This is a genomic window from Mesobacillus sp. (genome assembly GCF_057785455.1).
The window spans coordinates 125,540-139,064 of the sequence record NZ_JBYNSB010000035.1 but is presented as its reverse complement, the minus strand read 5'-3'; the positions used below and the strand labels follow the sequence as shown (position 1 = coordinate 139,064).

11 protein-coding genes and 1 riboswitch are annotated in these 13,525 nt (G+C 43.6%); of the genes, 8 read left to right on the top strand and 3 right to left on the bottom strand.

Annotated features, from left to right (window positions below):
• Window positions 1–25: 25 nt before the first annotated feature.
• Complete coding sequence (locus tag AC3EBE_RS14530; RefSeq protein WP_488595757.1) at window positions 26–208, top strand: YqzE family protein; 183 nt, start codon at window positions 26–28, stop codon at window positions 206–208.
• A 233-nt stretch (window positions 209–441) separates the two neighbouring features.
• Here AC3EBE_RS14530 and AC3EBE_RS14525 read toward each other — a convergent pair whose 3' ends face one another.
• A complete protein-coding gene (locus AC3EBE_RS14525; RefSeq protein WP_488595756.1) occupies window positions 442–1,230 on the bottom strand; it encodes a YqhG family protein in 789 nt (262 codons plus the stop codon).
• Complete coding sequence (locus AC3EBE_RS14520) at window positions 1,208–2,896, bottom strand: DEAD/DEAH box helicase (protein WP_488595755.1); 1,689 nt, start codon at window positions 2,894–2,896, stop codon at window positions 1,208–1,210. Before AC3EBE_RS14520 ends, AC3EBE_RS14525 begins: the two co-directional genes overlap by 23 nt.
• Before the next feature lie 169 nt (window positions 2,897–3,065).
• Window positions 3,066–3,154: riboswitch (glycine riboswitch) on the top strand.
• A 191-nt stretch (window positions 3,155–3,345) separates the two neighbouring features.
• Here AC3EBE_RS14520 and gcvT point away from each other — a divergent pair.
• The 4 genes from gcvT to AC3EBE_RS14500 all read left to right on the top strand — a co-directional run bounded on the left by gcvT (window position 3,346) and on the right by AC3EBE_RS14500 (window position 8,021).
• Window positions 3,346–4,452 carry a glycine cleavage system aminomethyltransferase GcvT gene (gene gcvT, locus AC3EBE_RS14515; protein WP_488595754.1) on the top strand — a complete coding sequence of 369 codons (1,107 nt, stop codon included), beginning with the start codon at window positions 3,346–3,348 and terminating at the stop codon, window positions 4,450–4,452.
• Window positions 4,453–4,475: 23 nt separating this feature from the next.
• A complete protein-coding gene (gcvPA, locus tag AC3EBE_RS14510; RefSeq protein WP_488595753.1) occupies window positions 4,476–5,822 on the top strand; it encodes an aminomethyl-transferring glycine dehydrogenase subunit GcvPA in 1,347 nt (448 codons plus the stop codon).
• Window positions 5,815–7,278: an aminomethyl-transferring glycine dehydrogenase subunit GcvPB gene (gene gcvPB, locus AC3EBE_RS14505; RefSeq protein ID WP_488595752.1), complete on the top strand. Its 1,464-nt coding sequence runs from the start codon at window positions 5,815–5,817 to the stop codon at window positions 7,276–7,278. Before gcvPA ends, gcvPB begins: the two co-directional genes overlap by 8 nt.
• A 224-nt stretch (window positions 7,279–7,502) precedes the next feature.
• Window positions 7,503–8,021 carry a hypothetical protein gene (locus AC3EBE_RS14500; protein ID WP_488595751.1) on the top strand — a complete coding sequence of 173 codons (519 nt, stop codon included), beginning with the start codon at window positions 7,503–7,505 and terminating at the stop codon, window positions 8,019–8,021.
• A gap of 27 nt (window positions 8,022–8,048) precedes the next feature.
• On the opposite strand, the gene AC3EBE_RS14495 is transcribed toward AC3EBE_RS14500, so the two are convergent.
• Window positions 8,049–8,369: a rhodanese-like domain-containing protein gene (locus AC3EBE_RS14495; RefSeq protein ID WP_488595799.1), complete on the bottom strand. Its 321-nt coding sequence runs from the start codon at window positions 8,367–8,369 to the stop codon at window positions 8,049–8,051.
• 244 nt (window positions 8,370–8,613) lie between these two features.
• On the opposite strand from AC3EBE_RS14495, the gene AC3EBE_RS14490 reads away from it, so the two are divergent.
• The 3 genes from AC3EBE_RS14490 (at window position 8,614) to AC3EBE_RS14480 (ending at window position 13,487) form a co-directional block, all read left to right on the top strand.
• Window positions 8,614–9,450, top strand: a complete 837-nt coding sequence (locus AC3EBE_RS14490; protein WP_488595750.1) for a lipoate--protein ligase family protein — start codon at window positions 8,614–8,616, stop codon at window positions 9,448–9,450.
• A gap of 346 nt (window positions 9,451–9,796) precedes the next feature.
• Window positions 9,797–12,355: a vitamin B12-dependent ribonucleotide reductase gene (locus AC3EBE_RS14485; RefSeq protein ID WP_488595749.1), complete on the top strand. Its 2,559-nt coding sequence runs from the start codon at window positions 9,797–9,799 to the stop codon at window positions 12,353–12,355.
• Window positions 12,356–12,476: 121 nt separating this feature from the next.
• On the top strand, window positions 12,477–13,487 hold the full coding sequence (locus tag AC3EBE_RS14480) for a DUF1646 family protein (protein WP_488595748.1): 1,011 nt from the start codon (window positions 12,477–12,479) through the stop codon (window positions 13,485–13,487).
• Window positions 13,488–13,525 lie beyond the last annotated feature (38 nt).

Genomic DNA, 13,525 nt, shown 5'->3' with positions numbered 1-13,525 from the left:
TGTTACCGTAAGGGCAGGTGTAGACATGAAAACAAATGATTATGTGAAATATATCACCCAGACAGTTGTAAAGTATATCGATCAGCCAAAGGAAGAGCGGAAAAGAATCAAACAGGAAAAGAAAGAAGCTGAGGCAACATTCCTTTTCAGGTGGTTCGGTATTCTGCCATTTTTGCTGATGTCCAGTATCAAAAAGAAAAGGCAATAGGAAAACCCGGCTGAAGAGCCGGGTTTATTTTTTATTAGTTTTTAACTTTAGATGCTTCATCTGAAGATTGTCCCAAGTTTGCACAAAAGGTCTGCTTTCTGTTTAATTCTGACAGAAAATCCACGTGCTTGTGACAGAAATGGTTGCACCTTTTATAAATCCGTGAGAAAGTACCAGTAATTCTGCCAGAAAAGGCGGCAAGCCAAGCAAAGTTGACAAAAAGCAATCTTCTGCTAAATAGATCTCTCAGTCAGATAAAACAAGCCGCCATTTACGATCGAGATATTGATTTTTGGTTCGTACTGTTCCTGGAGTGCCAATTTCTCCGTTTCAAAGCTTTCGGATTTCTCTTCTGCATCTTCATAAAAATGATGCAGCAGATCCAGGTCCTTTTTCCAGCGTTTCCTTGCTTCCTCTGCCCAGGAGTGGTCTTCCTGTTCGATCCTGCTGTTGATAAAAGACTGGATTCTGTTAACACCGCTTTTTGGTTTGATCAATGGTGACAGGGTGTAAGCATAATCTGGTATTTTGGATTTCATCGGGAGTCTTAGCAGCTTTTCATGAAAATCTTCAACCATCCTTCCATTGATTAAATGAAGACCGATAGAATGAAAGACGTCACGTTTCCTATCACATTGATATGAAATTTTCATATTCAATCCGATCCAGGGAATAAGTGGTGTCTGGACACCATAACTGTTGTTTTCATAGAGCCTGATGAAACCGGCAAGACTTTTTGTTGATTGGAAGATTTGATGAAGGCGGGGTGAGCCGAAATGGATCACCTCACCTTTTACAGTGTCAGGAGCCTGCTGGCTGTTGGTTACGAACGTCAGCTTCATAGGGTTCGGCACGCCGCCAGTCTTTTCAAGATAGTGCCAGTAAAACGGACGGTTCATCAATTCCTTGTCCAGATCTACCGTTAGCTGTACGGTCATATAGCCCGAATTATTTTCAAGGAGCTCACAGTTATTGGCTGTAAAATACCGCTCGAGAAAATTATGAATTTCCTGTTGCTGCACGCTGATTTCCCTCCTTCATTTCCTCTGCAAACTGGATCATCGATGTAAGGTTCTCCATTTTAATCCGCATCTCGCCTTCGGAGGAAGATTTTCCGAAAATATCAACCAGGTGATCTTCGATATTGCCGAACTCCAGCCTTGTCAGGATATCATCCAGCTCTCCAATTACCTTTTCGAACAGGTGGATTTTTTCATATAAAAGCTTGAGTATATGTTCTTCCACTGTATCCCGTGTGGCAAAATTATAGATTTTCACATCCTTTTCCTGACCGAGGCGATGGATCCTGCCGATTCTTTGCTCCAGCCTCATTGGGTTCCAGGGGAGGTCAAAATTGATGATATGGCTGCAGAACTGAAGGTTGATCCCTTCTCCTCCTGCCTCTGTTGCAATCAAAACCTGGACGTTTTTCTGGAAAAGCTCCCTCATCCAATCCTTCTTGCCTCTTTTAAAACCGCCGCGAAAAGGGACGGAGGTTATTCCGTTTTGCTTCAGGAACCATTGAAGATAGAGCTGGGTTGCACGATATTCCGTGAAGATGATGACTTTATCATTTATTTGTTTGATTAATTCCAGCGCTTTCTCGGCTTTCGAATTCTTAGTAACAGCTTCAACTCTTTTAATCAGCTGGCCGATGATTTGCTGAAAGCCGATTGAAGGATTTTCCTGCCTTTGCAGCATGTTCTTTAAAGTATAGAAAACCGCCTCCCTGCTGCTGCAGGCTTCCCTCTGAAGCGTCATCAGCGAAAACTGGCTTGAGGCAAGCCCGCCCTCGGATTCTCTCAATGACAGAATAGAGTCATACAAAGCACGTTCTTCTGTTGAAAATTCAATTGGAAAGGTTTCAACATGGCGTTTGGTCCATTCGATGCCTGTATCGGCACGCCTGTTGCGGATCATTACTTTATTTACAAGCTCTCTCAGGTGCTCATCGTCGTTGACGGATCTCGAATCCTTTTTATATTTATCAAAAAACGCTGTCTCACTGCCTAGGTGGCCTGGTTTCAGAAGTGAAACTAGATTGAAAATCTCCTCAATTCTATTTTGGATTGGAGTGGCAGTCAGCAGCAGGCAGAATCTCTTTTTCAAATTCTGGACGAATTCATAGTTTTTTGTTTTGTTATTTTTTAGCTTATGAGCTTCATCAATGATAATAAGGTCGTAATTGAGGTTATTGATGATGTCCCTGTGCGGTGCACGTTTGGCGGTATCGATTGAAGATACAACCACCTCGCATTGTTCCCAGACATAGCTCTTTTTTTGCGCAATCGCAGGAATATGGAATTTTGTATTAAGCTCCATAGCCCACTGAGACACAAGCGATGCCGGGACAAGGATAAGGACCTTTTTGACAAGACCGCGGATCATGTATTCTTTCAGGATCAAGCCTGCTTCTATTGTTTTCCCTAAACCTACCTCATCTGCAAGGATCGCCTTTCCATTCATATTTTCGACAACCTGACGCGCTACTTCAAGCTGATGGGGAAGCGGAGTCAATTCTGGCAAGTGTACAGGGGCCTGCAGACCTTCAAATTCCGGAATAATTGTATGTTTTTCGATTTCTACCGCCAGCTTGAAAAGCTCCCAATTTCCCCAAGGGCCATCGTTCTCGATCCGGGTCGACATTTCCTCCTGCCAAGTAGAATCAAAGTTAATTTGCACGGTCATTTTACACACCTCTTTCAAAATATAAATGTATTGCCGAACAAGTCTGTCTAATGGTAGGATGAAGGTAGCTTTGAATGTTTTGAAATTTGTCACTTTATAGTTAAAATCAGTTTGCAGTCATGTCTAATAAGGTTTAGCATGCCCAATTTGGAAAAATATATAAATGCGGATGACGGCAAGGGGAGAGACTACCTATGTAGCGCCGAAGGAGCAAGCAATCTTTGTGAATCTCTCAGGCAAAAGAACTCTTGTTTGACGCATCTCTGGAGAGTGCTTCCAATATAGGGGGGCCACCAAAGGGGAAAGCCTTAACAGGTAAACTTTCAGGTGAAAAGGACAGAGACCTTCTCAAATTCAGAGGGGGTACTCTGTCCTTTTTTGATGTGGCATGCTCATCAGTGCACGGCTGTTTGCTGAATAATCAGGCACAGGACGAAGGGGGATACATAATGACTGAATTAAAGAGAACACCGCTTTTTGATGTGTACAAGGAATATGGTGGGAAAACAATCGACTTTGGAGGCTGGGAGCTGCCCGTTCAGTTTTCAAGCATCAAGGAAGAACATGAAGCTGTAAGGACAAAAGCAGGCTTATTCGACGTTTCCCACATGGGAGAGGTTGAAGTAAAAGGCCCTGGAAGTCTCGCCTACTTGCAAAAAATGATGACAAATGATGTTTCAAAATTGAAAAATGGCGGTGCCCAGTATACAGCCATGTGCTATGAAAACGGGGGCACTGTCGATGACTTGCTTGTTTATAAGATAGAAGAGGATCATTATCTTTTAGTAGTGAATGCATCCAATATTGAAAAAGATTACGGGTGGATGAAGGACCATCTTGAGGGAGATGTCGAAATCAAGAATCTTTCCGAGGATATGGCCCAGCTGGCACTACAGGGACCGGCAGCAGAGGATGTTCTGCAAAAGCTTGCTAATGAGCATGACTTAAGCCAAATCGGATTCTTCAAATTCAGTGAGGAAGTGGATTTGAATGGCAAGAAAGCACTGGTTTCAAGAACAGGATATACGGGAGAAGACGGCTTCGAAGTTTACTGTAAATCTGAGGATGCCGTCAGTTTATGGAAGGACATTCTTGAAACAGGTAAATCTGCTGGCGTGGTTCCATGCGGTTTAGGTGCCAGGGACACACTCCGTTTTGAAGCGAATCTTGCATTGTACGGACAGGAGCTTTCTCCTGAAATCAGCCCGCTTGAAGCTGGAATCGGCTTTGCAGTGAAGCTGAATAAAGAAGAAGATTTCATTGGCAAAGAGGCGCTCAAGAAGCAAAAAGAAAATGGTGTTCCTAGAAAGCTGGTAGGAATCGAAATGATTGACCGCGGAATTCCTCGCCATGGATATCCGGTATATAAGGGAGATGTCAAGATCGGTGAAGTCACCACTGGTACACAATCTCCGACCCTCAAGAAAAACATTGGCCTTGCGCTGATTGATACAAAAGAAACTGAGATTGGCAATGAAGTGGAAGTTGAAATCCGCGGAAAGCGTTTGAAAGCCGCTGTATCAGCTACACCTTTTTATAAGAGAGAAAAAAAGTAAATAACCGGAAAGGGGTTAGAAATATGAAGCATCGCTATTTACCGCTTACTGAAAGTGATAAAGTCGCAATGTTGGAAAGCATCGGCGTTTCCTCAATCGATGAATTGTTCAGCGATATTCCTGAAAAAGTCCGTTTTGCGGGAGAATACAATATAAAGCCAGCCAAGCCTGAAACAGCACTAATGAAGGAATTGGCACAGCTCGCCGCAAAGAATGCTGACCTGAAGATGAATACTTCTTTTATTGGTGCAGGTGTGTATGACCACTATATCCCGGTCATTGTTGATCACGTCCTGTCCCGATCTGAATTTTATACTGCCTATACACCTTACCAGCCTGAAATTTCACAGGGTGAGCTGCAGGCGATTTTTGAATTCCAGACAATGATTTGTGAATTGACTGGAATGGAAGTGGCGAACTCTTCCATGTACGATGGGGGAACCGCATTGGCTGAAGCAGCCATGTTAAGCGCTGGCCACACCAAGCGCAAGAAGGTCCTCATCTCTAGCGCGGTGCATCCAGAATATAAGGATGTTGTTAAGACATATGCAAAGGGACAATATATTGATGTAATTGAGATCCCTCACAAGGATGGCGTGACAGACCTTGATGCTTTAACGGATCTGGCGAACGAAGAAATTGGTGCAGTCATCGTCCAGTATCCAAACTTCTTTGGACGCATCGAGCCAATGAAGGAGATCGAGGAAATCACACATAACAATAAATCCCTTTTTGTTGTATCAAGCAACCCGCTTGCCCTTGGTGCGCTGACACCTCCAGGCAAATTCGGAGCTGACATTGTCACAGGAGATGCCCAGCCATTCGGAATCCCGACAGCATTTGGCGGACCTCACTGCGGTTATTTTGCTGTTACAGGTAAGCTGATGAGAAAGGTTCCAGGAAGACTTGTCGGCCAGACGAAGGATGACCAGGGACGCCGCGGTTTCGTATTGACGCTGCAGGCGAGGGAACAGCATATCCGCCGAGATAAGGCGACCTCAAATATTTGTTCAAACCAGGCCTTGAACGCACTTGCTGCCTCGGTTGCCATGACGGCTCTTGGCAAAAAAGGTGTCCGTGAAATGGCGTTATCCAATATTCAAAAGGCGCATTATGCAAAAAAAGCATTGATGGAAAATGGCTTTGAAATTGCTTTTGATGGACCTTCCTTCAATGAGTTCGTTGTCAAGCTCAATAAGCCGGTTAAAGAAGTGAACCAGCAGCTGCTGACAAAAGGCATCATCGGCGGCTATGACCTTGGCCGTGATTACCCTGGACTTGAGCAGCATATGCTCGTAGCGGTTACTGAGCTAAGGACAAAAGAAGAAATTGATACATTTGTAAAAGAAATGGGGGATATCAATGCATAAGGAAGATCAGGCACTCATTTTCGAACTCAGTACTCCAGGCCGTGTAGGCTACAGCCTGCCAGAGATGGATGTTCCTGAAGCAGATTTATCAGAGTTATTGCCGGAAGGTTTCCTTCGTGAAGAGGAGCCAGAACTTCCAGAGGCTTCTGAGCTTGATATCATGCGCCATTACACAGCACTTTCCAAGCGGAACCATGGTGTTGACTCAGGTTTCTATCCACTGGGTTCCTGTACGATGAAATACAATCCTAAGATGAATGAGAATGTTGCACGCTTCAATGGATTCGCCCATTTGCACCCGCTTCAAGATGAGAGCTCTGTCCAGGGTGCCCTTGAGCTGATGTATGACCTGCAGGAGCATTTGATTGAAATCACTGGCATGGATGAAGTAACCCTTCAGCCGGCAGCTGGTGCGCATGGTGAATGGACAGGATTGATGATGATCCGTGCCTATCACGAGGCAAACGGGGACCAGAATCGTACAAAGGTAATCGTTCCTGACTCGGCTCATGGTACAAATCCTGCTTCCGCAACAGTGGCAGGTTTTGAAACGATCACGGTCAAATCCGATGAAAATGGTCTTGTTGACTTAGAGGACCTTCGTATAGTGGTCGGCGAGGATACTGCAGCGCTGATGCTGACTAATCCTAATACGCTTGGCCTATTCGAAGAAAATATCCTTGAAATGGCTGAGATTGTCCATGAGGCAGGCGGAAAGCTGTATTATGATGGAGCTAACCTGAACGCAGTTATGTCAAAAGCGCGACCTGGCGACATGGGCTTCGATGTTGTTCACTTAAACCTTCATAAGACATTCACAGGTCCTCACGGCGGAGGCGGCCCTGGTTCAGGCCCTGTAGGTGTTAAGGCTGACTTGATTCCATTCCTGCCAAAACCAATCGTGACTAAGCAGGATGGCGTGTTTAAGCTGGATTATGACCGCCCGCAATCCATCGGAAGAGTTAAGCCTTTCTATGGAAACTTTGGCATCAATGTCCGTGCATACACATATATCCGCACAATGGGCCCGGATGGACTTAAGGCAGTTACAGAATATGCAGTCCTAAACGCGAATTATATGATGAGAAGGCTTGCTGAGCATTATGACCTTCCATTCAACAGGCACTGCAAGCATGAATTCGTCCTTAGCGGAAAACGCCAGAAGAAGCTGGGTGTCCGCACGCTGGATATTGCAAAACGCTTGCTTGATTTCGGTTACCATCCGCCAACCATCTACTTCCCTCTGAACGTGGAAGAAGCCATCATGATCGAACCTACAGAGACAGAGTCTAAGGAAACACTCGATGCGTTCATTGATGTCATGATCCAGATTGCTAAGGAAGCAGAAGAAAATCCGGAAATCGTCCAGGAAGCTCCACACTCAACAGTTGTAGGACGCCTTGATGAAACTACTGCAGCCAGAAAACCGATTTTGCGTTATCAAAAGGCTGAATAAAGATTAAAGGAATGGTCCTGTCATTTTGGCAGGACTGTTTTTTATGAGGTAAAACCTTTGAAGGAATTCGAGTGGAGGTGAGAGTGAAGATTAATGTGTTCGATTGGATCATCAATGAGGAGTGCGCAAATGCACTAGCGGTATGGAAGGGGGAATTTTAAAAATGGGGGGATTGAAGGGAATCGGGATGTTAAGTGCGAATAAAATTAAGTGGGAGCAGTGAGTTGGGGGTGGAAGTAACGATTCAATTTTATAAAAGTTTATCAAAAGCTTATAAGCTGGCTTATATAGTAGTCCTAGCTTTTCTTTGCATTTTACTGATAGCGGGTATTGAAGCGATGACGATTGATCCACGCAGGACCTCAGGAAATGGGAATCTTGCGGTAGTAGTGATTATTCCCTTTTTAATATTACTGCCAATCTATTTAATAGCCTTGTTTATATTTGTTAAGGAAGTCATGAACGGTAAATGGAAGCTGCTCCTTTCAATGATATTGCCGCTCATCATCATCTTTTCCCTTGCCCGAATGTGGCAGGATAGTCTTGAACTCATTTCACTTCTTGGAGGAGGGCCCCTTGTCCCGGAGTCAAGAATTTATCGTTTTCCCTGGTTAAATCAGTACACTAATACTATGTTTTTCAATATCTATTTGCTGGTTTTCCTCTCGGCATTGGCGATATGGGGAGGTGCTGTTTTATCATCATACAAAGAAACAAAAAGCCAAACCCCTCAGCGATTTTAGCTGAGGGGTCTTATATGGTAATATTGCTTATTTAGCTTTAACTTTGCCGCCCCATTTTTTGAAGCCGCCTTCAAGATGATACAGATCCTTGTAGCCTTTTTTGTACAGCATTTGTGCTGCTCGGCCGCTCCGGGATCCGCTCTGGCAATAAAGATAGACTGGCTTGTCCGGCCTCACTTCCTTCAAGCGGGACTTCAGTTGCGTAAGAGGGATATTCCTCGCACCTAGAATATGTCCGCCGGAGAACTCATTTGGTTCGCGGACATCAATCAATTGGGCTTTGCGGTAGCCGCTCTTAAACTCTTCCTCTGACAATGTCTTCACGATTTTCTTTTGGTAGAAATACATGTAGACCGAGTAAAGGATTACTGCAACTGTTAGGACGATTAAAAAAATTAGTGTATCCAAAACATCTTTCTCCTTTCAAGCATAGCTGAGCCACTTATAATTATATAAGTCCTTGGACCTGAGAGCAAAGGAATTTGTTAAATTTCTTAAAGAGTTTGTAAAAATCAAGCTGCTTTGCATTTGAGAATTATTTTGATAGACTTAAAAAATCGTATCTGCAAATAATCAAAAATGGGGTAATGGCATGGAAAAAGAAGTATGGCGTTTTATTGATTCCGGAGACAATTCTCCGTCTTTTAATATGGCCCTTGATGAGGCTCTCCTGGATTGGCATGGTGCTGGGAAAATCCCCCCTGTCATCCGTTTTTATGGCTGGAATCCGCCGACCCTTTCTGTTGGCTATTTCCAAAAGATTGAAAGGGAAATAGACATGGATGCCGTGAAGGAGCACGGACTTGGATTTGTCCGCCGTCCAACTGGCGGCAGGGGTGTCCTGCACGAACATGAACTAACATACAGTGTAATTGTTTCAGAAGAGCATCCTGAAATGCCTAAGACAGTAACAGAGGCATACAGGGTGATTTCCGAAGGGATCTTGCAAGGCTTTCAGAAGCTTGGACTGGAGGCATATTTTGCGGTTCCTAGAACTTCCGAAGAAAAAGCGGCCCTGAAGAATCCCCGTTCCGCAGTCTGCTTTGATGCCCCAAGCTGGTATGAGCTAGTTGTAGAGGGCAGAAAGGTTGCCGGCAGTGCCCAGACCCGGCAAAAGGGTGTAATCCTTCAGCATGGATCCATTCTGTTGGATCTTGATGAGGATAAACTTTTCAGTTTGTTTAAATACCCAAGTGATCGGGTCAAAGAAAGAATGCAGAAAGCATTTAAGTCAAAGGCCGTTGCCATTAATGAAATCTCCAGCCGAAAAATCACGATTAACGAGGCGAAAGATGCCTTCAAAAAAGGCTTTGAGGATGGGCTCGGCATCACTCTTGAGCCGTACACATTGAGTGATGAAGAATTAGATTATGTAAACAGTCTGGCAAAAAATAAATATGAGTCTGATGAGTGGAATTTTAAAAGATAAAAAAAGCGGAGAGCCGCTTTTTTTATTTTATCCAGTATTTTCAAGGGGCCATTTTGTTCGTAAAATGTGCAACCCTCGAAAATTGTTGATTTTTATCATAAATGGCTGATTATCTATCTTTCTCTCATTTTCTCTCTGTTTCTTAATAGATTTCGTTTTTGACAAAATTAATTCTATTTGACCTAAACACCATATATAGTGTTGTCGAAAATAAAAAATACACTATATATTGATTTTTTATGTTTCATTATGATAACGTAAGGGTAATTCAAGATTGCAGCTAGAGTTACATACTTCTAGTAAAACTATATAGATGTGCAATAAAACCAATGAAGGAGTTGTAGAAATGTCTGTTACCATTGGACAGAAAATGAGCCTGAACGTGGAGAGTCTGAACGATGATATTAAGTTGTTCCCACAGGTTCATCCGATTACACCAGATATGAAATTAACCCACAAAGGCGTATCCCGACTTGTCATGCTGGACCGCTATACTTTTAAAGACACTGAAAAAATCACTCTATCAAATGGGGACTTCGTCGTCCTTACGATCAAAGAGGATCCGAAGTTCCCAGCCAGGGGATTAGGATTCATACTAGATATTGATTGGGAAAGCAAAACAGCCAGGGTCCTAGTAGATGAAGAATTCCGAGGAGTGCTCGATGATCCGGAGGAGGTTTCAACTGGCGTAATCAAACGTTCATTGGATGTCATTGAAAAACCGCTGGAAGTTTTTTACGAGCAAATCGCAAAGCGAAATGCTACTGGACTCGCAGCTGTTGAAAAAACAGAAGAGAAGCGCCAGGAATGGTTTGAAAAGTTCTATCAGGAGCTTGTATCGATGAATTTCATCCCGGCAGGCCGTGTGCTTTATGGAGCAGGCGCCGACACGGATGTAACCTACTTCAACTGCTATGTAATGCCTTTTGTAAAGGATTCACGCGAAGGTATTTCCGAGCACCGCAAGCAGGTTATGGAAATCATGAGCCGAGGCGGCGGAGTTGGAACGAACGGGTCAACATTAAGACCACGTAATACTCTTGCAAAGGGTGTTAACGGAAAATCTTCCGGTTCGGTTTCCTGGCTGGATGATATTGCGAAGCTGACTCATTTGGTTGAGCAGGGTGGTTCCCGCAGGGGAGCACAGATGATCATGCTTTCGGACTGGCATCCTGATATCGTAGAATTCATCATTTCAAAAATGCAAAACCCAAGAATCCTTCGCTTCCTGATTGAAAATACTCAAGACGAAACGATCAAAAAGCAAGCGAAAGAAAAATTGAAATTCACACCGCTGACATTGCAGGAAGAAGCAATGTACCAGGGAATCGTGAACTATAAGCATATCCCAGGCTATGGCGGTTTCAGCGCTGATATCGTGAAATCAGCAGAAGAGAAGCTTGCGACAGGCGGCACCTATACAGTCCATAACTCCGAATTCCTTACAGGTGCTAACATCTCAGTGACATTGACTAAAGACTTCATGGATGCCGTGGAAAATGATGAAGAATATGAACTTCGTTTCCCTGATGTTGAAAGCTATGATACTGAAACAATGAAGTTTTATAATGAAGAGTGGTATAAAGTAGGCGATGTACGAGAGTGGGAAAAGCTTGGATACAAGGTACGTACCTACAGAAAAATCAAAGCTAAAGAATTATGGAACCTGATCAATATCTGTGCGACATACTCAGCAGAACCAGGCATCTTCTTCATCGACAATGCCAACGATATGACAAACGCACAAGCTTATGGACAGAAGGTTGTAGCGACAAACCCATGTGGGGAACAACCACTTGCACCTAATTCAGTCTGTAACCTCGCTGCCGTTAACCTGGCAGAAATGGCAGACAAGGAAACAAAAACAGTAAACTTTGAGAAATTGAAACGCACGGTTGAAGTAGGTGTCCGCATGCAGGACAATGTCATTGATGCGACGCCTTACTTCCTGGAAGACAATAAGAGACAGGCATTAGGCGAACGCCGTGTTGGCCTTGGCGTAATGGGTCTCCACGATCTTCTGATTTATTGTGAGACTGAATATGGATCAGAAGAAGGCAACAAGCTTGTAGATAAAGTATTTGAAACGATTGCGACATCTGCTTACCGAGCATCTGTTGAGCTTGCCAAGGAAAAAGGAAGCTTCCCATTCCTTCAAGGCGAGACTGAAGAAGATTCAAATAGGCTTCGCAAGGCGTTTACGAACACTGGCTTCATGAAGAAAATGCCAGAAGATATTCGTGAGTCGATACTTGAAAACGGTATTCGCAACTCGCATTTATTGACTGTTGCTCCCACGGGATCTACTGGAACCATGGTTGGCGTTTCAACAGGCCTTGAACCTTACTTCTCCTTCTCTTACTTCCGCAGCGGACGTCTTGGGAAGTTCATTGAAGTGAAGGCTGATATCGTTCAGGAATACCTTGACTCCAACCCGGATGCGGATCCGGAAAACCTTCCTAACTGGTTCGTGTCAGCAATGGAATTGGCACCGGAAGCTCATGCTGATGTACAGTGTGTCATCCAGCGCTGGATTGACAGCTCGATCAGTAAAACGGTCAATGCTCCGAAAGGATATAGCGTTGAGCAGGTTGAAAAGGTTTATGAGCGCCTGTATAAAGGCGGAGCGAAGGGTGGAACTGTTTATGTAGACGGTTCACGCGACTCTCAGGTACTGACGCTGAAAGCTGAAGAGAACACAATGGAAGAAGAAATCGACAAGAAAGAAAAGCAGAAGCAGCATGTTGTCCTTGTTGATACAATCAACGAGCTTCGCTCTACGAATGTAACGATTGGTTCTGAAGTCGGCAATACTTGCCCGGTCTGCCGCAAAGGTGAAGTAAAAGAAATTGGCGGCTGCAATACATGTACAAACTGTAACGCACAGCTGAAATGTGGATTATAAATAAAGAGAAAATACCATGGCCATGCCGTGGTATTTTTTTTACCTTATTAGAGTTAATTATTATCTAAATAATATGAATAGTTTTATAATAAAAGCACTTGCATAAAAAGGACTGGAGAATATGACTGGCTTAATCATCATTTTGCTTTTGGTTTTACTATTGCCTTTTACAGTGAAACAAGTAGAACACAACCTGGAATTCTTTCTGTTTTTCATGGGAATTGCAGCTGCAGGAATCAGCGGAATGCTGGATCATCAATTAGTTGAAAAAGCTCTGATGGATTCAATCACCATCACTATTGCCGTTTTTGCTGCAGGCTTGTTAACCAAATGGTTTCAAGGGCCGATGGAAAAATCAATTTTATGGGGAAACAGAGTATTGACACCAAGAGTGTTTTTCGCACTGACAGTGATTATACTTGGGTTAGCATCTAGTATTATTACAGCGATTATCGCAGCAATCATCCTTGTTATCATCATTAATGTGCTACCGCTCGACCGAAAATCGGAAATACGTTTCACTGTATTGGCCTGTTTTTCAATCGGACTTGGAGCAGCTTTAACACCTATTGGCGAACCATTAGCGACCATAACAATCAGCAAACTGGATGCCGACTTCTTTTATTTGTTTAAATTGATTGGTTCGGAAGTAATGCCGGCAATAGTGATTTTCGGGATTATGTCGATGTTTTTGGTAAAACCGCATACAGATACCAATGGTTTAAAGTCTAGCAGCAAATCAGAAAGCTATAGGGAAATAATCGTTAGGTCGGTGAAAATATACTTTTTTGTTATGGGCCTCACATTTCTTGGCCATGGATTTGAACCTTTTATTCATGAGTATGTCATCGGGCTTTCACCTTCTCTCCTATATTGGATCAATATGATCTCTGCGATCCTTGATAATGCAACACTTGCCGCTGCAGAAATCAGCCCCGATATGGGTTCGGAAACAATCAGGGCAGTTTTGCTGGGGCTGATAATCAGTGGAGGAATGCTGATACCGGGCAACATTCCCAACATCATTTCCGCTGGCAAGCTGAATATTACCAGCAAAGAATGGGCTGCATTTGGAGTACCCGTCGGTCTGGCAACGATGCTTCTATATTACTTCGTGCTTTTTTTCTTTTAGTTTGGCTCGGTTAATTCCGAATCTTGTTTTTTAAACCC

What these genes read in the sequence shown, in the direction of transcription:
- AC3EBE_RS14530 (WP_488595757.1), top strand. Translation starts at nt 26, where the DNA reads ATGAAAACAAATGATTATGTGAAATATATCACCCAGACAGTTGTAAAG.
- AC3EBE_RS14490 (WP_488595750.1), top strand. Translation starts at nt 8,614, where the DNA reads ATGGAAAAAGAAGTATGGCGTTTTATTGATTCCGGAGACAATTCTCCG.
- AC3EBE_RS14520 (WP_488595755.1), bottom strand. Translation starts at nt 2,896, where the DNA reads ATGACCGTGCAAATTAACTTTGATTCTACTTGGCAGGAGGAAATGTCG.
- gcvPA (WP_488595753.1), top strand. Translation starts at nt 4,476, where the DNA reads ATGAAGCATCGCTATTTACCGCTTACTGAAAGTGATAAAGTCGCAATG.
- gcvPB (WP_488595752.1), top strand. Translation starts at nt 5,815, where the DNA reads ATGCATAAGGAAGATCAGGCACTCATTTTCGAACTCAGTACTCCAGGC.
- AC3EBE_RS14495 (WP_488595799.1), bottom strand. Translation starts at nt 8,369, where the DNA reads ATGTATTTCTACCAAAAGAAAATCGTGAAGACATTGTCAGAGGAAGAG.
- AC3EBE_RS14485 (WP_488595749.1), top strand. Translation starts at nt 9,797, where the DNA reads ATGTCTGTTACCATTGGACAGAAAATGAGCCTGAACGTGGAGAGTCTG.
- gcvT (WP_488595754.1), top strand. Translation starts at nt 3,346, where the DNA reads ATGACTGAATTAAAGAGAACACCGCTTTTTGATGTGTACAAGGAATAT.
- AC3EBE_RS14480 (WP_488595748.1), top strand. Translation starts at nt 12,477, where the DNA reads ATGACTGGCTTAATCATCATTTTGCTTTTGGTTTTACTATTGCCTTTT.